19 protein-coding genes are annotated in these 20,715 nt (G+C 58.8%); 17 read left to right on the top strand and 2 right to left on the bottom strand.

The window, feature by feature from the left end; genetic code table 11:
• Window positions 1–4: 4 nt before the first annotated feature.
• Window positions 5–469 (bottom strand): Lrp/AsnC family transcriptional regulator, encoded by a 465-nt coding sequence (locus H4W29_RS24205; protein WP_007821983.1) that lies wholly within the window; start codon window positions 467–469, stop codon window positions 5–7.
• A 161-nt stretch (window positions 470–630) separates the two neighbouring features.
• Between H4W29_RS24205 and H4W29_RS24200 the strand changes: the two genes are divergently transcribed.
• The 7 genes from H4W29_RS24200 (at window position 631) to H4W29_RS24170 (ending at window position 9,285) form a co-directional block, all read left to right on the top strand.
• Window positions 631–1,419, top strand: coding sequence for an ABC transporter ATP-binding protein (locus H4W29_RS24200; protein ID WP_192731392.1), 789 nt, complete (start codon window positions 631–633; stop codon window positions 1,417–1,419).
• Between the two features lie 23 nt (window positions 1,420–1,442).
• Window positions 1,443–2,216, top strand: a complete 774-nt coding sequence (locus H4W29_RS24195) for a transporter substrate-binding domain-containing protein (protein WP_192731391.1) — start codon at window positions 1,443–1,445, stop codon at window positions 2,214–2,216.
• Between the two features lie 12 nt (window positions 2,217–2,228).
• The gene (locus H4W29_RS24190; protein ID WP_192731390.1) at window positions 2,229–2,954 is read left to right on the top strand and encodes an ABC transporter permease; all 726 of its coding nucleotides are present in this window, start codon (window positions 2,229–2,231) and stop codon (window positions 2,952–2,954) included.
• A gap of 12 nt (window positions 2,955–2,966) precedes the next feature.
• Window positions 2,967–3,656, top strand: coding sequence for an ABC transporter permease (locus tag H4W29_RS24185; RefSeq protein WP_192731389.1), 690 nt, complete (start codon window positions 2,967–2,969; stop codon window positions 3,654–3,656).
• A gap of 119 nt (window positions 3,657–3,775) precedes the next feature.
• Entirely contained in the window at window positions 3,776–4,708 is a 933-nt protein-coding gene (locus tag H4W29_RS24180; protein ID WP_192731388.1) for a homocysteine S-methyltransferase family protein, read from the top strand.
• Between the two features lie 380 nt (window positions 4,709–5,088).
• Window positions 5,089–6,876, top strand: coding sequence for a methyl-accepting chemotaxis protein (locus H4W29_RS24175; RefSeq protein ID WP_192731387.1), 1,788 nt, complete (start codon window positions 5,089–5,091; stop codon window positions 6,874–6,876).
• 174 nt (window positions 6,877–7,050) lie between these two features.
• Window positions 7,051–9,285 (top strand): EAL domain-containing protein, encoded by a 2,235-nt coding sequence (locus H4W29_RS24170; RefSeq protein ID WP_192731386.1) that lies wholly within the window; start codon window positions 7,051–7,053, stop codon window positions 9,283–9,285.
• A gap of 138 nt (window positions 9,286–9,423) precedes the next feature.
• Here H4W29_RS24170 and H4W29_RS24165 read toward each other — a convergent pair whose 3' ends face one another.
• A complete protein-coding gene (locus H4W29_RS24165; protein ID WP_192731385.1) occupies window positions 9,424–11,091 on the bottom strand; it encodes a XylR N-terminal domain-containing protein in 1,668 nt (555 codons plus the stop codon).
• A gap of 304 nt (window positions 11,092–11,395) precedes the next feature.
• On the opposite strand from H4W29_RS24165, the gene H4W29_RS24160 reads away from it, so the two are divergent.
• The 10 genes from H4W29_RS24160 to H4W29_RS24115 all read left to right on the top strand — a co-directional run bounded on the left by H4W29_RS24160 (window position 11,396) and on the right by H4W29_RS24115 (window position 20,667).
• Window positions 11,396–11,911, top strand: coding sequence for a 2,4'-dihydroxyacetophenone dioxygenase family protein (locus H4W29_RS24160; protein ID WP_192731384.1), 516 nt, complete (start codon window positions 11,396–11,398; stop codon window positions 11,909–11,911).
• A 42-nt stretch (window positions 11,912–11,953) separates the two neighbouring features.
• Window positions 11,954–12,820 (top strand): SDR family NAD(P)-dependent oxidoreductase, encoded by an 867-nt coding sequence (locus H4W29_RS24155; protein ID WP_192731383.1) that lies wholly within the window; start codon window positions 11,954–11,956, stop codon window positions 12,818–12,820.
• Window positions 12,821–12,847: 27 nt separating this feature from the next.
• Complete coding sequence (locus H4W29_RS24150) at window positions 12,848–14,140, top strand: ABC transporter substrate-binding protein (RefSeq protein WP_192731382.1); 1,293 nt, start codon at window positions 12,848–12,850, stop codon at window positions 14,138–14,140.
• Between the two features lie 20 nt (window positions 14,141–14,160).
• Entirely contained in the window at window positions 14,161–14,889 is a 729-nt protein-coding gene (locus H4W29_RS24145) for an ABC transporter ATP-binding protein (protein WP_192731381.1), read from the top strand.
• Window positions 14,886–15,620 carry an ABC transporter ATP-binding protein gene (locus H4W29_RS24140; protein ID WP_192731380.1) on the top strand — a complete coding sequence of 245 codons (735 nt, stop codon included), beginning with the start codon at window positions 14,886–14,888 and terminating at the stop codon, window positions 15,618–15,620. Before H4W29_RS24145 ends, H4W29_RS24140 begins: the two co-directional genes overlap by 4 nt.
• Entirely contained in the window at window positions 15,577–16,464 is an 888-nt protein-coding gene (locus H4W29_RS24135) for a branched-chain amino acid ABC transporter permease (RefSeq protein ID WP_312872361.1), read from the top strand. Before H4W29_RS24140 ends, H4W29_RS24135 begins: the two co-directional genes overlap by 44 nt.
• A gap of 6 nt (window positions 16,465–16,470) precedes the next feature.
• Window positions 16,471–17,529, top strand: a complete 1,059-nt coding sequence (locus H4W29_RS24130; protein WP_246517437.1) for a branched-chain amino acid ABC transporter permease — start codon at window positions 16,471–16,473, stop codon at window positions 17,527–17,529.
• A 4-nt stretch (window positions 17,530–17,533) separates the two neighbouring features.
• Window positions 17,534–18,544 (top strand): zinc-dependent alcohol dehydrogenase, encoded by a 1,011-nt coding sequence (locus H4W29_RS24125; RefSeq protein ID WP_192731378.1) that lies wholly within the window; start codon window positions 17,534–17,536, stop codon window positions 18,542–18,544.
• 96 nt (window positions 18,545–18,640) lie between these two features.
• Window positions 18,641–19,303, top strand: coding sequence for a response regulator transcription factor (locus tag H4W29_RS24120; RefSeq protein ID WP_192731377.1), 663 nt, complete (start codon window positions 18,641–18,643; stop codon window positions 19,301–19,303).
• Window positions 19,300–20,667 (top strand): sensor histidine kinase, encoded by a 1,368-nt coding sequence (locus H4W29_RS24115; protein ID WP_192731376.1) that lies wholly within the window; start codon window positions 19,300–19,302, stop codon window positions 20,665–20,667. The genes H4W29_RS24120 and H4W29_RS24115 overlap by 4 nt, the downstream gene beginning before the upstream one ends.
• The last annotated feature ends 48 nt before the right edge of the window (window positions 20,668–20,715 follow it).

The following is a 20,715-nucleotide window of genomic DNA, read 5'->3' as shown; positions in this document are numbered from 1 at the left end:
CGCGCTATTCCAGCGGGACAAAGAGGCCGAGCTTGACGTCTCGCAGCACGACATTCGTGTGCATGCGGCGGATCTGCGGGTTTTCCGCCATGATCAGGGCCGCGATGTCGTCATAGTGCTCGACGTCGCGGGCGGTGACGATCGCGATCAGATCGACCGCACCTGTGACGTAATAGACCTGCTGTATGTGATCCTGCTTCTCTGCCCAGAGGCGAAACTTCGCCAGCGCGTCGTAATTATCCCGCTCGATCTCCATTCCGACGATGAACACCATCGATGTCCCCGTCGCCTTGCGGTCGACGACGGCCACCTCCGCCTTGATGATTCCCTCCTCGCGCAGGCGCTTCAACCGCCTCTGCACGGCCGAGACCGATAGCCCGACCCGTTCGGCGATCGTTTCGGCTTTCAGCTGGCAGTCGCGCTGAACGATGTCGAGAATGTCACGGTCAAAACGATCCAGTTGTTCCATTGCCAGTCCAATTTTTGTCGCGGCACCTCACGCATTTTGCCGCATTTGCCGCACAGGAAAGATTATTTTGCATAAAATATGCAGAATGGATGAAAATTGCGCGAAAAAACCGCGTTATTTTATCATTATCCTTCGCAAATTCAGTTCAGCCGGAACCATGCATGTCGGATCAACCCTTTCCTGCTCTTCGTGTCGAAGATCTCCATAAAAGCTTCGGCACGCAACAGGTTCTCAAGGGCATTTCGACTGAGGCCCGCAAGTCCGATGTGATTTCGATCATCGGGTCGTCGGGCTCCGGCAAGAGCACTTTCCTCAGATGCATCAATTTCCTGGAAACGCCGGATCGCGGCCGGATCACCGTAAACGGTGAGGAGATCGCCCTGAAGACGGGGCGCGGAGGGCGGCTGCAGCCGCGCAGTTGGCGGCAGATCGAGCGGCTGCGCACCGGCCTGGGGATGGTCTTCCAGAGCTTTAATCTCTGGGCTCATCGTACCGTGCTGGAAAACGTCATCGAGGCGCCGGTCCACGTCATGGGCATTTCGCGGCGCGAGGCCATCGAAAAGGGAGAAGCCCTGCTCCACAAGGTCGGCCTCTTCGACAAACGCGACGTCTATCCCGCCTTCCTATCTGGCGGTCAGCAGCAGCGCGCGGCAATTGCAAGGGCGCTCTGTGTGGACCCCGATGTCATGCTGTTTGACGAGCCGACATCGGCGCTTGATCCGGAACTGGTCGGCGAGGTTCTGAAAGTCATCCGTGATCTCGCCGAAGAAGGGCGGACCATGCTGATGGTCACACATGAAATGCGCTTCGCCCGGGATGTCTCGAGCCGTGTTCTCTTCCTGCATCAGGGACGGATCGAGGAGGAAGGCCCGCCGGCGCAGATATTCGGGGCACCGGTTAGCGCCCGCTGCCGCGAATTTACCGGTCTCAGCGCCCACTCTCATCGATAACACAAACCAGGAGAATCCTGCGAATGAAGCTGATCCCCACCCTTTTAGCCGGCGTTGCATTTGCGCTTTCCGCCGTTGCCGCACAGGCTGAAGTCCGCTTCGGCGTCATGAACGAATCCTATCCGCCGTTTTTCGCCAAGGACGCGTCGGGCCAATGGCAGGGATGGGAGATCGACCTGATGAATGCCGTATGCGAGGAAATGAAGGAGAAATGCTCGATCGTCGACATTTCCTGGGATGGTCTCATTCCGGCGCTCCAGAGCAAAAAATTCGACGTTATCTGGTCGTCGATGTCGAACACTGCGGAACGCTCGAAGGTAATCGACTTCACCGACAAATATTACAACACGCCAAGTACTTTGATCGGTCCCAAGGACCAGAAGCCGGGCGCCACTGCCGAGGACGTGAAGGGCAAAACCATCGGCATTCAGGTGTCGACGATCCAGTCGGAATATTACAAGAAGTATTTCGCCGAGGCTGCGGAAGAAAAAACCTACCAGACGCTCGACGAGGCGTTTCAGGATCTCGCCTCCGGCCGTATCGACTATGTCTTTGGCGATTCACTGGCGCTTGACGCTTTCCTCAAGAGCGATGGCGGCAAGGATTGCTGCGCCAAAATGGGTGACGTCGCCGACGATAGGGAAATTCTCGGCGCCGGCGTTTCGGGTGGTCTGCGCAAGGAAGACTCGGAGCTGAAAGCCAAGCTGAACACGGCCATCGCGGCAGTCCGGGCCAGCGGCCAGTATGACGCCATCACCAAGAAATACTTCGATTTCGACATCTACGGCGCAAAGTAAGCAGTTCTGACAATGGCGACCGCGCAACAAGGTATTCTGGACCTGCTGTCTCCTTATCCTCCGGGATGGGGCGGCGTTCTTCTGGCAGGTGCGGTTTCCACGGTCGCCATCTCGGCTTGCGCCTTCGCGATCGGCCTACTGCTCGGCACGGGTGGTGCGCTTGGAAAGCTCTCGGGTAATCGCCTGCTCCGCCTGCTGCTCGATCTCTATACTACGCTGATCCGCGCCGTTCCGGAGTTGATCCTGATCGTCGGGCTTTATTATGCCGGCACCGATGGCCTGAACCGGCTCCTGGCCGTGTTGGGTATGCCGCCAGTCAATGTGAACGGCTTCATCGCGGCCGTCGCGGTGCTGGGCTTCGTTCAGGGTGCCTATATGACGGAGGTGCTCCGCGGCGCGATCCTCGCCATTCCCATTGGCCAGATCGAGGCAGCCAAGGCCTTCGGCATGAGGCCGATGCTGAGGTTCCGCCGGGTCTTGCTGCCGGCGCTTTTGCCAAACGCGCTGCCGGGTCTCGCCAACCTGTGGATGTCGGTCACGAAGGATAGCGCGCTGGTCGCGGTCGTCGGTTACCAGGAACTGGCGCTCGCCACCCGTCTTGCCGGGGCGAGCACCAAACACTACTTCGTCTTTTTCCTCGCTTCGGCCCTTCTCTACCTCGCCATCACGCTCGTCTCCAACGTCGTCGTCAAACTGATCGAGGCACGGGTACGGCGGGGGCAGCCGCGCCTTGCCTGAAGAAAGCGCCCAATGAGTCTCACCTGGATCTCTTCCTATTGGCCGCTGCTTCTGACGGGCGCCTGGCAGACGGTTTGCCTGCTAGTGATATCAGTAGTGTTCGGCTTCGTCCTCGCTATCGGGCTCGCCTTCGCGCAAGTCAGCGGTGGCACGCTGACACGGGTGCTTGCCCGCAGCTACTGCACCTTCTTCCGCGGCACACCTCTGTTGATACAGCTGTGGCTGCTTTACTACGGAGTAGGCTCGCTGCTCCCCATGATCCCCGGCATCCGCCAGAGCCTGTTCTGGCCGGTCTTGCGCGAGGGCTTCTTCTTTGCCGCCGTCAGTTTCACGCTGAACTATGCCGCCTATGAGGCCGAGGTGTTGCGCGGCGCGCTGCTTGCGGTTCCCAAAGGGGAGCTCGAAGCCGGCCGGGCCTTCGGCCTGTCGCCTTGGATGCTGACCCGCCGCATCTGGCTGCCGCGCGCCATTCGCATTGCCCTGCCGACCATTGCGGGAGAGATCGTCATGCAGCTCAAGGCGACGCCGCTCGCCTTTACGGTGACGGTGATGGATCTCTATGCCGTGGCGAACAAGGTTCGGCAGGACACACTGCTCGTCTATGAGCCGCTGCTGGTCGTCACCCTCTTCTATCTCGCCCTGACCGCAGTGATCGCCCGCGTCTTTCGAGGTTTCGAAGCGCAGGTGCCGGTTCGTCGCTAGGCCGATGGAAAAGGACTGGCCATGAACTCGCTTACGCACGAACCATGTGCACTTCGCCCACTTTGTTATGAAAAGCCCGTCGCCGGTCACGGTGCGGCAGACTGAATGGAGACCCTTTCGTGAGCACGACCCGAATTCTCGATGGCGGCATGAGCCGCGAGCTGTTGCGGCTGGGCGCGGAACTGAAACAACCGGAATGGTCGGCATTGGCGCTGATCAACTCACCGGATATCGTGCGAAAAGTACACCAGGAATTCATAGCCGCCGGCTCGCAGATCGTTACGACAAACAGCTATGCGCTCGTGCCCTTTCACATCGGCGAGGACCGGTTTTGGAAGGAAGGGCCGGCGCTGATCCGTCTCGCAGGTCGCCTGGCGCGCGAGGCGGCCGATGCCGTAACGGATCGGAAGGTACTGGTCGCCGGTTCGCTGCCGCCGATCTTCGGCTCGTACGAGCCGCAGAACTTTCAGCCTTCACGAGTGCAGGATTATCTCGAGGTGCTTGTCGAAAACCTCGGCCCCTTCGTCGATATATGGCTCGGCGAGACATTGAGCCTGATTGCCGAGGCAGAGGCTGTCCGTAAGGCGGTGACGACATCGGGCAAGCCGTTTTGGATTTCCTTCACGGTGGCGGATGACGAGGCAGCCATAAAGGGCGGAGAACCGAAGCTCCGCTCTAACGAAAGGGTCGAGGACGCGGCATCCTGGGCGGCGTCATCGGGTGCTGAAGCCCTCCTGTTCAATTGCAGCAAGCCCGAGGTCATGCAGGCAGCCGTGGAGACGGCAGCACGTGTGTTCCGGAAGATGGACGCTCACCTCGAAATCGGCGTCTATGCCAATGCCTTCGAAGGGGAACAGGGCGAGACAGCCGCCAATGAAGGCCTGCACAGCACCCGCAACGATCTGAATGACGATGTCTATTCGCATTATGCCTGCTCCTGGGTCGAAGCGGGCGCGACAATAATCGGCGGCTGCTGCGGCATCGGTGCTGCTCATATTCATCGCCTGAGGAAGACGTTTTTGTGGGATCAGAGCGGCAAAAGGTGTCTATAGGGGGCGGAAGCCAGCCATAACATCGTGCGGTACGCCCAATATCTGCCTGCTCAATCCGGAAGTCTGCGTTTGCTGCAATTCATCCTTGATGAAGTATGGAAGGCGCTCGGTCGGCGCCTGTGCGATAGGATTATTGCACAAACCCGTGCTCCACCATGCAAGCTTTGCATGTGCTTCAAGCGGCCATGGCTCCTGCTATTCAATTCGGAGCCGCCGCGCTCCTTTTTTTCTTTTAGAGTCGAGATGAAGGTGGACTAATCGACAGCCGTTTTGCGCCCTTCTGTCGCGTCAATCTTATAATTAAATATGCGTTAGTGATGATGTGTGAATATTGGTAGCGTGACTGGGTCGGCAGCGGTGAAACCTGTGGAGGATTGCGGGTGAGTATTCTTGATCGTGGTGGAAATGCTGTCGCGGTTCTTGCCGCTCTGTCGAATTCGCAGGCCATGATCGAGTTTGACTTGTCGGGCAAGATCCTCACGGCCAACGAAAACTTCTGCAGGGCGCTTGGCTACGAGCTGAAGGAGATCGTTGGAAAACATCACAGCATGTTTGTCGAGCCAGCCTATGCATCCTCAGCGGAATACAAGGCTTTCTGGGCAAAGCTGTCGGCCGGGAAATTCGATCAACAGCAATATAAGCGGATTGGAAAAGGCGGGCGCGAGGTCTGGATCGAGGCGTCCTACAATCCCGTGTTTCGACGTGGAAAGCCGATCAAGGTCGTCAAGATTGCAACCGATATTACCGCGCAGAAGCTGAAATCTGCCGAGGATGCGGGCAAGATCGAGGCGCTGTCCCGCGCACAGGCGATCATCGAATTCACGCCAGCGGGCGAAGTTCTGACCGCGAACGACAATTTCCTCAGCGCCCTCGGGTATTCGCTTGCCGAGATCCAGGGCAAGCATCATTCGATGTTCTGTGAAACAGACTACACAAGGTCGGACGCTTACAAGGAATTCTGGCGCAGGCTTTCAAGTGGCCAGCTGGTTGCCGATGAATTTATGCGTGTCGGCAAGGGTGGCCGGAAGGTTTTCATCCAGGCTTCCTACAATCCGATCTTCGACCTGAACGGCAAGGTGTTCAAGGTCGTGAAGTTCGCGACCGATGTGACGGGCCGCGTCGAGAATGTCGAGCAACTTGCCCGTTGCCTGACCAATTTTGCCGACGGCGACCTGTCGCAAACGATCGAAAAGCCTTTCATTCCGTCGCTGGAACGGCTGCGGACCGACTTCAACAGTGCCTCAGAGAAGCTGAAGGGCGCGATGGCGACAGTGGCTCAAAACGCCAAGGCGATTTCGGCCGGCTCCAATGAAATTCGCACCGCTGCCGACGATCTGGCAAAGCGCACCGAGCAGCAAGCCGCGTCCGTCGAAGAGACGGCGGCGGCCCTTGAGGAAATCACAACGACGGTCAAAGATTCGAGCCGGCGTGCCGAGGATGCCGGTCGGCTCGTGGCACGCGCCAGAGACCACGCTGAGCATTCCGGCCAGGTCGTGCGTGACGCGATAGGAGCCATGGACCAGATCGAAACCTCGTCGCGCGAAATTTCCAATATCATCGGTGTCATCGACGAAATTGCCTTCCAGACGAACCTTTTGGCGCTCAATGCCGGCGTAGAGGCGGCGCGGGCAGGGGAGGCCGGCAAGGGTTTTGCAGTTGTTGCCCAAGAGGTTCGCGAACTGGCTCAGCGCTCCGCGAAAGCTGCGAAAGAGATCAAGAGCTTGATCACGGCGTCCGGTTCCCACGTGGCAAACGGCGTCGGCCTTGTCACGAATGCCGGATCCGCGCTCCGGGAAATCGCCAGTCAGGTTCACGAAATCAACACCAACGTGGCTGCGATCGTGGAGGCCGCGCGCGAGCAATCGACTGCGCTTGGCGGGATCAACCAGGCCATCAACACCGTCGATCAGGGAACGCAGCAGAACGCCGCGATGGTCGAGGAGCAGACCGCAGCCAGCCATGGCCTCGCACGAGAGGCTGCAGCCCTCTTCGAGCTTCTTGAACAGTTCCGTTTTGACGATACCCTGAGATCGAGGCCTTCGTCCACGCAGGCGGATCGCCACCCTGTCCCACCGACGGCTTTGAAAGTCGTTCGTAGCTCGTCCGCCAGATCCGCCCAACGCGGCTCGGCAGCCGTCGCGCTGAAATCTGATTGGGAAGAATTCTGATCATCGCAGGAAATTGGATCGGTATGAAAGCTCGCGGCAAGGCGCTTGCGAACGTCGTGGTGCGATACTCGGCCATGAGATAACGCAATTTTACACCCCGTCAGCGGCAAGTTCGTCCGCTTCTACGATCCATGAAGGGTCCCACTCACTCGGCACTGCGAGGAGTAAGGTCGCATGTCACTGACAGAAGACGAGAGGCTGAACCTTCTTTACGAGGCAAGCATTCTCGATACGCCGCCAACGACGGAGTTCGACGCGATCGTACGTCTTGCCTGCAGCATGTTCGATATGCCGATGGCGTTGGTTTCGTTTGTCGATGAGCACCGGCAGTGGTTCAAGGCTCGGCAAGGCTTCCCTTTGGAAGAGGCGCCGCGCGAGCATTCCTTTTGCGGCTACGTCGTGGAAACAGGCTCTCCGCTCGTCGTCGAAGATGCCCGCACAGACTCCCGCTTTTGCGCAAATACTTTCGTTAAAGACTGGTCCGTACAGTTCTATGCGGGGGTTCCGCTTTCGGAAGGAGCGACGTGTTACGGCGGCTTTTGTGTCCTCGACACCAAGAGCCGCCGCTTCAGCGATCGGGACCTCGAACAGCTCCATAGTTTGGCGAGCGTCGTCATGGGCCTTATCCGGGAGCATCGTCAGCAAAGCCTGCTGAAGGAGCAGCAACGTGAACTGGAGTTGAAGCAGGCGCGGTTCGAACAAACCGAGCGCTCTGCCAAGGTCGGTGGTTTTGAGATGGACCTTAGCACCGGTGCGATCGTCTGGTCGGATCAGATATACCGCACCGTGGGATTGCCGATCGGCAAGCGCATGACTTCGGAGGAGGTGATCGGCTGCTACGCTCCCGAAGAACGTGACAGCGTCAGGCGCAGGATCCGCGACATCCTGAATGGCGCAGGCACCGGTATTGACAAGGAATATCGCATCATCACTCCAGAAGGCGAGGAACGATGGATTCGCGTTGTGAGCGATATCGAACACCTGCAAGGTGAGCCAAGACGTCTATTCGGCATCGTTCAGGATGTTTCCGAAAAAGTGCGCTATGAGCAACGTCTGCTCCGGGCAGCAAACGCCGATCCCCTTACCGGCCTTGCAAACCGGGCGGCCTACAATGCGCATATGGAGAGACTCACGGCGACGGAGGCTTCCTCCATCGGTTTGTTGCTGATCGACGTCGATCGTTTGAAGCAAATCAACGACACCCTCGGCCATGCAACCGGTGATCTGCTGTTGAAAGGCGTAGCGTCGCGTCTGGACGAGCGCCTCGGAAAGCGTGGAAAGGTATTTCGCCTCGGCGGTGATGAGTTCTGCGTCATCCTGGAAGCGCCCGCAAACGCGCGGGGCATGCGTTCACTGGCGCGACATCTGATCGAATATATCGGCCGCCCGCTGGAGGTCGGTGGGTCGACGATAAATCCGATGATAACCTTAGGCGGTGCGATTTCAGAAGGTGAAATGGATGCGGCAACACTTTCACAAAATGCGGACTTTGCCCTCTACCACGCCAAGGAAACACGGCGCGGCAGCTACGTCCAATATCAGCCCAGCCTGCGTTCGACGATAGCCCATCGCATTCAGATCGTTCGGGAGGTGGAACTGGCACTCACTGAGCATCGGATAGTGCCACATTATCAGCCACTCGTTCGTTGTGCAGACGGTCAGGTATGGGCGTTCGAGGCGCTTGTGAGAATGCAGCGCCCGGATAACTCAATCCTGTCGGCTGCGCAATTTCATGAGGCGTTCACGGACTCGAGCGTGTCCCATCATATCACGACACGCATGCTCGAGCATGTCGCGACCGATATCCGTAACTGGATGAACCGCGGGCTGGATTTCGGACGGGTCGGGCTGAATGTCAGCGCCTCCGACTTCATGAGGGGCGATCTGGAAACGAAGATTGTTGCTGCGTTTGCGTCGAGAGGCATCCCGCTGGACAAACTGGTGCTTGAAGTAACTGAAACAGTGTTCCTGCAGGGCTTGGAAGACACCGTTGCAACAACGCTGCAGCGTTTGCGGAAAAAAGGCCTGGCTGTGGCGCTCGATGACTTTGGGACGGGCTATGCGTCACTGACGCATTTGCGGAGTCTGCCCGTCGATATCATCAAGATCGATAAAAGCTTTATCGACACCATGCTTGACGATGAATCGAGCCTCGCAATCGTTGAACTGGTGCTCAATCTGGCGCAGAAGCTAAAAATGAAGGTCACCGCGGAAGGTGTGGAAACCCACCGGCAGGCAATGTGCCTGCTGGAAATGGGCTGTACCACACTCCAAGGTTATTTGTTCAGTAAGCCGATAGACCGCGAACACGTCGTCAAATACTTAACCGCGTTGAAACCACATCTCATTGGGAACTCCGAACGGACGCAGGAGGAGCTTCGCCCGTGGCCGTCGCAAACGTATGCTTAAGTCGACCCGTGCATGACAGGCTCACTTAGCGTTCGCGATCAAAGGGGCGCCGCTCGGAAGCTCGGCACCAGCTACCGCGATCACTGGCCACAACACTGTCCTTGAAGCCGGTGGATCGCAACACGTGGCAGCATTGCTTCAGGGGCTTCTTCCGTTGCTGATCTGGCCCTGCCGATAGGCGAACTGAGCACGACTGAGCCCGAGCATACGGGCTGCCCGTGCCACATTACCGTCTGCTTGCCGGATGGTCATCTGGTAGATCTGGCGGTTAAGATCATCGATAGCGAAGCCACCTCGCTCGATTGTCTGCGCCAGAACGGCCGCGAGGGCTTTGTCTGCTGCAAAGGGTTGCGGCAGCATTCCCATATCCTCGGCCACGTCTTCTAGCGTCGATGCCGTCACCCGATCCTGCTTCGCAGTCAGAATTGCTCCACGCATTAATGCTTCGAGTTCGAGCCGGTTTGCCGGCAATGGAAGTGCCTTGAGCCATGCCGTGGCATCCTCTGCCAGTATAGGCGGGCTCTTGCCGTATTCGGGCGCCAAACACCTCATGATGGCTTCGGCCAGACGCCCGATGTCGTGGGGCCGACTTGCCAGCGCAGGCATGGTGATGGGCAGGGCCATGAACGAATAGAACAGATCCTTGCGCAGATGCGGCAGGCTTGCCAACTCCTGGGGAGAGAGGGTCGAGGTTGCAATGAGTCTCGAATGAAGGTTGTTTTCTTGCCCTTTTCTCTGGCCCGAAAGCATTTCGACGATTTCAAGCTGGGCCACGTCGCTCAGCCTCTCTATATCTTGCAGCACGATTGTTGTTGCGGCTTCCCCGCCCGCCGCCGACTTGCGGCCGCGGCGCTGCTGGACAGCGATCATGTCGGACAGATTGCCATTGGTAATCGCAGAACAGGAAAAGCTTTCGAACCGCGTCGCGGCACCATGAACGGCATCGTGGATATGACGTGCGGCCACGCATTTTCCGCTGCCGCAGGGACCAGTTATCAAAACGGGAATATTCGCCATCTGGACGATCTGCGCCAGGCGCTGGCGCACCGGCTCCAGAAGGATGGCGGCGACCGGATCCGAGGTGTGGTGTCCACCATCGTGCCCCTCCCGCTGCATTGTCGTCGCCCGCATCGTCTGCGGTTGGAGCGTGGACGGCTTTCCCTCAGCCAAAATGTGACGGCGATAGAGCCGGACCGTCTCGTCGTCCTTGTCCCATGCTTCCGCCGGCCTGCCAACCACACGACAGCGTTTGTCGCCGCGCGCGATACACTGAATCTCCTTGTAGACGATCAGCTTGCCGAAGAAATGGGAAGCATAGCCCGCCGCGTAGCCGACCTGCGTCCAACACATGGATTCATGAGCGATGTTGTGACGCTCGAGATATTCGGTGGCTTCTATGCTGTCGTTCCAGAAGAACTCGCCCGAGAACTTACCCTTCTTGAAGTCGAAGTCGTTATGCACGGTTTCGACGCGAACCTCGCCCTTGAGCATGTGGAGTCTGGTCCCGGCTGTGAATGCATCGCCCTGATCAAGTGCCGGCCATGCCTGCCGAATGAACTCGGCATCTTCCTTGCCCGCCAGATAGCCAAGGCGGGTGAGAATGACAAAGGCGTCGTCACGACCGTACCGGCGGACAAGCTCGTCCCGCAGCGCGCCGCGTGAGGTGGCGCGCTGCATGATCAGACGTCGCTCGTTAAGCTTGATCGTGCCATCGACAGGATTGTAGGTGAGCTTGCTCAGGAATTCGCGGATCGTCGGATTACCGCCCCGATCCAGCAGGGACTCCTGATTTACAGCAAGTTTCATGAATGCATCCTCCCCCGGCGAGCCACTCCCAAATCTCTGCCGGCTCCCCGCAGTCAGAGTGCTCGAGTTTATGATTTGAGCAAGTGGAATTTTATCATTTGATGAATTTCGCGGTGCGTCATTACACGTTGGCACTGCAACAAGAGGGCATTCGAAACGCGTTTTTTCATAACAATTTCAAATACGCACTATCGATGATGCTGACTGTCCAGAAATCTCTGAAAGAAAGAATTTGACGATTTTTTTGGCCGCTTCCTAAGCTTCCTTGCAGTTGTCGGATGGGAAGTATTCGGAGGAGATTTCCATGAACGAGCGGCCGAAAATCGTGAAATTACCGGAGGAGCCATACGAGGAGGCCATCCGCCGCTTTGCCCGCGACGGTGCCCATATCCCCGGCGACGACGCTTCGACGCCCTGGGTGCCTTTTGGCGATTCCGCAGCGATCAAACATCTCTGCTTCGATGTGCGTACCAATTCCGTTGCCAACATCCTCTGGGTCAAAGGCGGCGGCCGGATCGGCACCCACAAGCATCGCGGCGTAGTTTCGGCGATAACGCTTGAGGGTTCGTGGGGCTATTACGAATATGACTGGACGGCGCGTCCGGGTGATTTCGTCTACGAGCTGCCCGGTTCGGCGCACACGCTCTACTCGGACGATCCTAACGGCATGAAGGCGCTCTTCTGGATCAATGGGCCCATCGAGTTTTTCGATGACGATGCCAAGTTCACTTTCACCGCGGATGTGTTCTGGTTCATCGACCATTACACCAATTACTGCAGGGAAAATGATCTGAAGATCAACGAGCAGATGTTCATCTGATCCTTCGCAAATCCCCTCAGAACTGCAGCATCGGGAGGAAGCATGTCGCTTCAGGAAATGTTCAACGTATCGGATAAGTCAGCGATCGTCACCGGTGGCGCTTCGGGTCTCGGCCGTGCCTATGCGGAAGTGCTTGCTGATGGCGGTGCGCGCGTTTGCATTTTCGATATGAACCAGAACGAACTCGACCGGACGGTCGAAGAACTCTCGCGAAGCAATGGCAATGTCTGGGGCATGCGGGTGGATGTTACCGACCGTCCGGCCATGTCGGTCGCTTTCGATCAAGTGGCCAAACGCCACGGCAGGATCGACGTGGTGTTCGCCAATGCCGGCATTGACGCCGGCCCAGGCTTCCTCACACCAGACGGCGATCGAAATCCCGATGGCGAGATCGACAACCTCGATGACCATCATTGGGACGAAGTGATCACCACCAACCTGACGAGCGTATATAACACGATCAAGCTTGCTGCCCGCCACATGAAGCGCACCGGCGGCGGCCGGATCATCGCAACATCCTCGGTCGCGGCTCTCTACAATGACGGTATCGTTGGCACGCCCTACATGCCCGCAAAGGCAGGTGTCGCCCATCTCGTCCGTCAGGCGGCGATGGAGCTCGGCCGCCACCGCATTCTTGTCAATGCCATCGCGCCGGGTCCTTTCATCACCAATATTGCCGGCGGCCGAATGCGGTTCGAAGAGGACCGCAAGGCATTCAGCATGTGGTCGGCCCTCGGTCGGGTTGCCGAAACCTCGGAGATCAAGGGTTTGGCGCTCTATCTCGCCTCGCCCGCATCATCCTACGTCACAGGTGCGCATATCGTGATCGACGGAGGCCTGGTGCTCAGGCCCGCCGAGGACGCCATTCAATTCACGCCACGGGCTGCGGGAGGCAGCCCAACGATGTGAAACAACAAACAAGCGGAGGAGAACAAAATGAGCAGGATCGAATTCCTGAAAGGCGGCATAAGCCGCCGCACAGCACTCAAGTCAATGGGCACAGCAGCCGCTGCGCTCGCCATGCCCTCTGTCCTGCGGGCAGGCACGACCGACACGATCAAGATCGGCTTCGTCTCGCCGATGACGGGGCCGCTGGCACCCTTCGGTGAGGCTGACAGCTACACGCTCGGCAAGATGCGCGCGCTGCTGGCCGGAGGAGTCGAGAACAAGGGCAAGAAATACAATATCGAGATCATTCCCCACGATGCGCAGTCCAATCCCAACAAGGCTGCTGAAATTGCCGGCAATCTCATCCTCAATGATGAGGTGCATCTGATCATTCCGGCCTCGACCACCGATATCAACAATCCGGTGGCGGACCAGGCCGAACTCTACGGATGCCCCTCGATCTCGACGGCCGCGCCATGGCAGGCTTTCGTCATGCCGCGCGGCGGCGCCGAGAAGCCCTTCGAGTGGAATTACCATTTCTTCTGGGGCCTCGAAGATGCGCTCGCTACATTCGTTGGTCTGTGGAAGTCGGTCGAGACCAACAAGAAGGTGGGGATGCTGTTCCCGCGCAATGCCGACGGGGAAACCTGGGGCAACAACGATTATGGTCTGCCGCCGACGGTGCAAAAGGAAGGCTTCACGACGGTGATCCCGTCAATGTTCCAGCCGCGCACCAACGATTTCTCCGCCCAGATCGCCGAATACAAGGCGCAGGAGTGCGATATCATCGGCGGCATTACCTACCCCTCGGATCTCAAGACCTTCATCACCCAATGCAGCCAGCAGAATTACAGGCCCAAGGTGGTGACGGTGGCCGCGGCGCTGCTCTTCCCGTCAGGTATAGCGGCCATGGGTCCGCTCGGCGAAGGGATGTCGACAGAGGTCTGGTGGACGCCGGCCTTCACCTTCAAATCGTCGCTGACAGGCCAGAACAGCGCCGACATCGCTAGCGAATGGGAAAGCTCGCAAAACAAGCAATGGATTCAGCCGCTCGGCTATGCACATGCGCTCTGGGAAGTCGTCGTTGACACGCTCAAGCGCGCCGAAGATCCGCGGGACCGCGCTTCGATCCGCGATGCGGCGAAGGCGACTGATCTCAACACTATCGTCGGTCCCATCAAGTTCAGCGGTGGTCCGCACCCGAATATCTGCAAGACGCCAATCTTCGGTGGCCAGTGGGTGAAGGGCGCGAAATATCCCTATGACCTGAAGATCGTCGACAATGCGGTTTCAAAGCTGATCGCTCCGGAACAGAAGCTGTCCCTCCTCAACTGGTCCTGAGCGAGAAAACTGGCATCACCATGGATGATCAAGTGCTCCTCAACGCAGTGGGCGTGTCCAAGTCCTTCGGCGCGATTCGTGTTGTCCACGACGTGAGCTTCGAGGTGCGAACCAATCAGGTCCTGGGTATCCTGGGACCGAATGGTGCGGGCAAGACGACGCTCTTCAACCTGATCAGCGGAGACCTCAGACTGGATGCCGGCGAACTCTTGTTCGCTGGCTCCATCCTGCAGCACGAGCCGCCCTACAAGCGCTGCAAGCGGGGCATAGGTCGTACCTACCAGATTCCCAAGCCCTACGGGGGCATGACCACTTTCGAGAATCTGATGGTCGCGGCAATGTTCGGCGCGTCCCGCTCTGAGAGAAGTGCGAACGTTCATTGCGCCGAAATCCTCGAGGATTGCGGGCTGGCCGACAAGGCCAACAAGACCGCAGGCTCGCTGACGCTGCTCGATCGCAAGCGGCTGGAAATGGCGCGCGCAATGGCAAGCGATCCGAAGCTGCTGCTGCTTGACGAGATCGCGGGCGGTCTGACCGAGCAGGAATCGCATGTCCTGGTCGATCTGGTGAAGAAAGTCCGCCGTCGCAATGTCACGGTTATCTGGATCGAGCACGTACTGAACGCAATCATGGCCGCCGCCGACCGGATGATGGTGCTGAATTTCGGAGAGAAGATTGCTGAAGGCACTCCGCAGGCAGTCATCGCCGATCCCAATGTCCGCCGGGTCTATATGGGAGTGGAAGCATGACGACTGAAGTACCGATCCTCTCCACCCACGGGCTCTGCACCGGATACGGTGATTTCCAGGCACTCTTCTCGGTGGACTTCGAGGTCATGCGCGGCGAGGTCGTTGCCCTGATCGGCGCCAATGGCGCCGGCAAATCGACTTTGCTGAAGACTATCATGGGCCTGTTGCCGAGCAATCGGGAGATGGTCCGCCATGCCGGCGTTTCGGTCGGTGGCAGCGCACCTTATCAGATGGTTCAGAAAGGCTTTGCGATGGTGCCCGAAGGCCGCCGGCTTTTTGCAGGCATGACAGTCGAGGACAATCTCCTGGTGGCGCTCGATCATGGCCGCAGGAACGGCACTACGACCTGGACGATGCAGCGCGTCCTCGATCTCTTTCCGGCCCTGGCTTCCATGCGAAAGCGGTTGGTTGAGAAGATGTCTGGCGGCCAGCAGCAGATGGTGGCCATAGGCCGTGCGTTGCTCAGCCAGCCGGAGGTGCTGCTCTGTGACGAGATATCGCTTGGGCTGGCTCCCAAGGTGATCAGTGAGATCTACGATTCCCTGCCGGCCATTACAAAAGCGGGCACGGCGGTGATCCTTGTCGAACAGGACGTGTCGCGGGCGCTGGCCGCGTCTAACAGGCTCTATTGCATTCTGGAGGGCAGGATCACGCTCTCGGGAGATTCCGCCGACGTCTCGCGGGAGGATGTCGCACGGGCCTATTTTGGAGCAAATCATGCAGTGGCTTGACGCCGTCATCCAGGGGATACTGCTGGGAGGCATGTATGCCCAATACGCGCTTGGCATGGCGCTCATGTTCGGTGTGATGCGCATCGTCAACATCGCGCATGGCGACTTGGTCATTCTGCTCGCATTGATCGGAATCTCGCTTGCGGGCATCCTCGGTTTCGGGCCGTTTACGCTGATGATCCTGCTGATCCCCATGGCCGCAGCCGTGGGTTGGCTGTTGCAACGCCTCATTCTCAATCGGGTCCTCGGTGACGATCCTCTACCGTCGCTGATCGCGACATTCGGCCTGTCTATCGCGCTCCAGAACCTGATGCTGCAGATCTGGTCGGCCGACACGCGTTCGCTGCCGGGCGGGGGCATCGAGGCGGCGTCGGTCAATATGGCCGGGCTCTACCTCGGGGTTCTTCCCCTGATCGTATTGCTGGTCGCCACACTTCTTACCGCAGGTATCGATCTGATGTTGCGCTCTACGCGGTTCGGCCGCGCGTTGCGTGCATCCGCCGCTGATGTCGAGGCGGCGGCGATCAGCGGCGTGAATCCGCGCAAGGTATATGCCCTGGCGACGGCGCTCTCCGTCGGCATCCTGGGTTTTGCCGCCGTCTTCCAGTCCCTGCGCTCCACCGTTTCGCCAGCCGACGGTCCTGCGCAACTGATCTACGCTTTCGAAGCCGTGATCATCGGCGGCATGGGCTCGATCTGGGGAGCTTTCCTCGGATCGATGGTGCTCGGAATTTCCCAGGCCGTGGGGTTCAGGTTCGACTCGGGTTGGGGAATTCTTGCCGGCCATTTGGTTTTTCTGCTGGTACTCGCGACCCGCCCGCAAGGCCTGATTTCAAAAAGGTAACCCGTCATGAACCCAACGATCTTGCAGGCCGCGACAGGTGAGACGATGAAGAGAACCTTTACGCCGGCTCGGGTCGACCGGCATACCCTGTCGAGCAAGGTGGCTCAGACGATCGCCGTTCTCGTCCTCGTTGCCATGCTCGCCATGCCTTGGTGGGCCAGCTCGGGTGGCATTCGCTGGGCAATCGAGCTTTCTTGCCTGATTGCCATTGCCCAGATGTGGAACCTGCTCGCGGGGTATGCCGGGCTGGTGTCGGTCGGCCAGCAGGCATTCATCGGCGCTTCTGCTTATTTCATGTTTGTCCTGGCCTCGAACTTCGGTATCAACCCGTTCCTCGCTGTCGGGCTCTGCCTCGCCATGCCGGCACTACTCGCCGTGCCGACCTATGGCCTGCTGCATCGGCTGGACGGCCCATATTTTTCGATCGGGACCTGGGTCGTGGCCGAGGCCTTGCGGCTGTTGACCAGCAATCTCGACTACGTCAATGCCGGTGCGGGTCTCACGCTTCGTGTGCTCGCCAAGTACAGCCTGCATGAGCGCGAAGTCGCGATCGTAACGCTGTGCGTGATAATGCTGCTGGTGACAGTCGGCGGCAGCTATTTGCTGCTTCGCTCTCGTTATGGGTTAGCCCTGACTGCCATGCGCGACAATCCAGTCGCCGCCGAAAGCCAGGGCGTCAACGTGAAGCGCCTGCGGTTCCTGATCTATGTTGCAGCAGCTGTAGGCACGGGGCTTGCTGGTGCAATCTACTATATGGCGCAGCTGAGGATTACGCCGTCATCTGGCTATGATCCGAACTGGGCCTCGATCTGCATCTTTATCGTCATGGTCGGGGGCATCGGCTCGATCGAGGGGCCGATCATCGGCGCTCTGATCTACTTCTTTGCCGACCGCTATTTCAGCCAGTATGGCGCGATCTACATGGTGGTCCTGGGCATCCTCACCCTGTTCATGGCGCTCTATGCCCGAGGCGGCATCTGGGGGCTTTATTGCCGCTTCTTCGATGCGCCATGGTTTCCTATTGGGCGCAAACTGATCCGGCAGTCCGAAGAAGGTAGGAGCTGACATCATGAAGGCCGCACTTTTCGACCAGCTCGGCGCGCCGCTCAAGATCATGGAAGCGGAAGACCCGAAACCAAAGACAGATTATCTTCTGCTCAAAGTCTGCCGCTGCGGCATTTGCGGTTCAGACCTCCATATGACTGAAGATCCGGTCTTCGGCGTCGCGCCCGGCGATATTCTCGGCCACGAATTTTCCGGCGAGGTGATAGAGGTCGGCTCAAAGGCTGGAGCCTTCAAAGTCGGTGACCAGGTGACGGTCGCGCCCAATCGCGGCTGCGGCCATTGTTCGAACTGCCTGAAAGGGGAGCCCGCCTGGTGCGACAGCATGACGCTGATCGGCGGCGGCTACGCACAATATACAGCCGTTGCCGGCCGTCAGTGCCGCAAACTGCCTTGGGGCATTCGTACTGTCGATGGCGCGCTGGCGGAACCGCTGTCCGTGGCCCTGCATGGGTTGAGGCGGGCCGCCATGGGGCCGGGCGACCGAGTGCTGATCGTGGGGGCGGGCGCCATCGGGCTTGCTGTCGCCTTCTGGGCGCGCAGACTTGGAGCAGGCGCCGTTGCCGTCACCGACATCCATCGTCACCAGGAAGAGCGTGCGATGGACGTCGGTGCCAGCGCCTTCATTACTGCAGATCCCGATCAAGCAGCAAATGTTGATGCCGCTCTCGGTGGTCCGCCTGATATCGTCTTCGAATGTGTCGGCAAGCCGGGTCTCATCGACCACTGCATCGGGCTCGTCCGCCCTCGCGGAAAGGTGGTCGTGCTGGGTCTTTGCACCGCGCGCGACCATTTGGACAGCTTCCGGGCGATTTCGAAGGAGATCAACGTTGTTATGTCGGTGTTCTTCAACATGCACGAATTCGCAGCCGCCATCGACGCCTTGGAATCCGGCCGGTACGCACCGCAGAATCTTATTTCCGAAACAATCTCGCTGAACGACATGCCCCGCGTTTTTGAAACGCTCCGCAAACGAACCACCCAGTGCAAGGTGTTGGTGGATCCCTTCGGTGCGTAGAGGGGCTTCGGACAGCATGCGGAGATCTCCGCCGGATTTCGGCCTCAATCGAGACCGAAGAAGCATGGTGAGAGTTGATATCGCAAGGATGCGGACGTGCGCATACTCCTGGTCGAAGATGATTACATTCTCGGCTCCTCGCTGAAACGTGCACTTGAGAAACACGCCTATGGCGTAGATTGGTTCCGGGACGCCGAGACGGCGCTCGATGCGCTGCGCGACAGCCAATTTGGATGCGTGATCCTCGACGTCAATCTTCCCAAGGCGAGCGGCTTTGATGTGGCGCGTTCGCTCAGGAGGGGAGGCAACGACGTTCCGATCCTGATGCTGACGGCGCTCGACAGCGTGCGCGATCGCGTCACGGGCCTGGACGAGGGGGCGGACGATTACCTCGTCAAGCCCTTTGACCTCGACGAACTCCTCGCCCGATTGCGTGCGTTGATCCGGCGACGGCAGGGCCGCACCGAAACCATCATTCGATGCGCTGACGTCGAGCTCGACCCTTCGGCCATGGTGGCCCGTCGAAATGGCGTACAGCTTCACATCCCCGCCAAGGAGTTCCATCTGTTGCGGCTCCTCATGGAGCGGAGCGGACGTTACGTCACGAAGAACGATATCGAGTATGCGCTCTACGACACGGATGTTTCGGTTGAGAGCAATACGATCGAAGTGACGGTCTATAATCTGCGCAAGAAGCTCGGTACCGATTTCATCCGATCGATCCGCGGCGTCGGCTACATGGTCGAGCGGCAGCAGTGACACTCAGCCAACGCCTTTTTCTACGCATTCTCCCGACACTCATCATCACGATCGCCATCGTCGGCATCCTCGCCTATCGCAGCGCAACGCGCGAGATCGACAACATCTACGATGCGCAGTTGATCAATGACGCCAATGTGCTCTGGTCGTTGATGAAGCATCCTCTCACGAGATTGACGGCAAGACCGACGGTGCAAGTTCCCGATCTTGATTTCAGCATGGACAATCAGCTTGCTCTCAACGAGGACGCGGACGACTATGCCGACGCTCATTCGTTTCGCGCCTGGAGGGGGTCAGCGCTGGCCTTTGCCAGCAGCAACGCCTTTCCTGATGAGGTCAAGCGGTTCCCGGCCGGTTTCACCGATGTGACCTATCAGAACGAGCTCTGGCGGATCTATGCTCTGCCGATCCCGAATAGCGACGTGACGATCGAGGTCGCCGAAAAGATCATCCTTCGGGAAGGCCTCGTCGATAACATCCTTCTCAATCTCGCCTTTCCGCTGCTCATACTCGTGCCCGTCAGTGCGATCATCATTTGGCTCGCCATCAATAACGGGCTCGCCAATGTCCGGGAGCTGGTCTCGCAGATCCGTGCGCGTACGCCGGATGACCTGTCGATGATCGCTACGAAAGCGCTGCCGCGGGATCTGGCGCCGCTTGTCCACTCGCTCAACAATCTCTTGCGAAAGCTTGGCCGCTCGCTGACGATGGAGCGGCGCTTTTCCGATCTTGCGGCCCATCAATTGCGAACGCCGCAGGCCGGCATCAAATTGCTTTTGCAAATGTTCGATCGTGCCGATTCCGATGAGGAGCGCGCGGCCCTGCTGAAGGACCTCGTCGTCAGCAACGAGCGCGCCATGCATCTCATAGAGCAGTTGCTGCGGCTTGCACGCGTCAGCCATCAACCGGTGCAGCTGGAAGCGTTGCCGCTCCGCCAGATTGCGGCGGCAGCCCTGGCGGATTTCGGGGTCATCCTCAATCGCCGGGGTTTCCACGTCGGGCTCGTCGCAACGCAAGACCCGCAAGTCTTGACCGACCGTGCTCTGCTGCGTGTCATGATCGATAATGTCCTCGACAATGCGATCAAATATTCGCCCGCCGGCGGTCGGATCGAGGTCCGCATCGAACCCGGCTCGCGCGGATTTCGGCTCTGCATCGAAGACAGCGGCCCCGGTATCCCGCTCGAGCAGCGGGAGGCCGCCTTTCAGCGGTTCAACCGCCTCGACGCGCAAGCCGGGGAGGGTGCGGGACTGGGATTGCCGATCGTCGCCGATATCGGCAACCGTCTCGACATCGGGATCAGCCTCAGCACGCCTGCCTGGGGATCCGGCCTGAAGGTGGACCTCGATATTCCTGCCGCATAAGCGGTCAATTCAGTTTCGCTTCATATTCGCCTCATCTCGCCTTCAGTT

Origin of the sequence: Rhizobium viscosum (genome assembly GCF_014873945.1) — a bacterium.
Lineage (GTDB): Bacteria > Pseudomonadota > Alphaproteobacteria > Rhizobiales > Rhizobiaceae > Rhizobium > Rhizobium viscosum.
The sequence above is the reverse complement of the archived record's forward strand: the minus strand, read 5'-3'. Positions and strand labels throughout refer to the sequence as shown.

Bases quoted from the DNA above. Each gene is read 5' to 3' on its own strand.
- H4W29_RS24205 (WP_007821983.1), bottom strand. From the start codon at position 469: ATGGAACAACTGGATCGTTTTGACCGTGACATTCTCGACATCGTTCAG.
- H4W29_RS24200 (WP_192731392.1), top strand. From the start codon at position 631: ATGTCGGATCAACCCTTTCCTGCTCTTCGTGTCGAAGATCTCCATAAA.
- H4W29_RS24195 (WP_192731391.1), top strand. From the start codon at position 1,443: ATGAAGCTGATCCCCACCCTTTTAGCCGGCGTTGCATTTGCGCTTTCC.
- H4W29_RS24190 (WP_192731390.1), top strand. From the start codon at position 2,229: ATGGCGACCGCGCAACAAGGTATTCTGGACCTGCTGTCTCCTTATCCT.
- H4W29_RS24185 (WP_192731389.1), top strand. From the start codon at position 2,967: ATGAGTCTCACCTGGATCTCTTCCTATTGGCCGCTGCTTCTGACGGGC.
- H4W29_RS24170 (WP_192731386.1), top strand. From the start codon at position 7,051: ATGTCACTGACAGAAGACGAGAGGCTGAACCTTCTTTACGAGGCAAGC.
- H4W29_RS24165 (WP_192731385.1), bottom strand. From the start codon at position 11,091: ATGAAACTTGCTGTAAATCAGGAGTCCCTGCTGGATCGGGGCGGTAAT.
- H4W29_RS24160 (WP_192731384.1), top strand. From the start codon at position 11,396: ATGAACGAGCGGCCGAAAATCGTGAAATTACCGGAGGAGCCATACGAG.
- H4W29_RS24155 (WP_192731383.1), top strand. From the start codon at position 11,954: ATGTCGCTTCAGGAAATGTTCAACGTATCGGATAAGTCAGCGATCGTC.
- H4W29_RS24150 (WP_192731382.1), top strand. From the start codon at position 12,848: ATGAGCAGGATCGAATTCCTGAAAGGCGGCATAAGCCGCCGCACAGCA.
- H4W29_RS24145 (WP_192731381.1), top strand. From the start codon at position 14,161: ATGGATGATCAAGTGCTCCTCAACGCAGTGGGCGTGTCCAAGTCCTTC.
- H4W29_RS24140 (WP_192731380.1), top strand. From the start codon at position 14,886: ATGACGACTGAAGTACCGATCCTCTCCACCCACGGGCTCTGCACCGGA.
- H4W29_RS24135 (WP_312872361.1), top strand. From the start codon at position 15,577: ATGTCGCACGGGCCTATTTTGGAGCAAATCATGCAGTGGCTTGACGCC.
- H4W29_RS24130 (WP_246517437.1), top strand. From the start codon at position 16,471: ATGAACCCAACGATCTTGCAGGCCGCGACAGGTGAGACGATGAAGAGA.
- H4W29_RS24125 (WP_192731378.1), top strand. From the start codon at position 17,534: ATGAAGGCCGCACTTTTCGACCAGCTCGGCGCGCCGCTCAAGATCATG.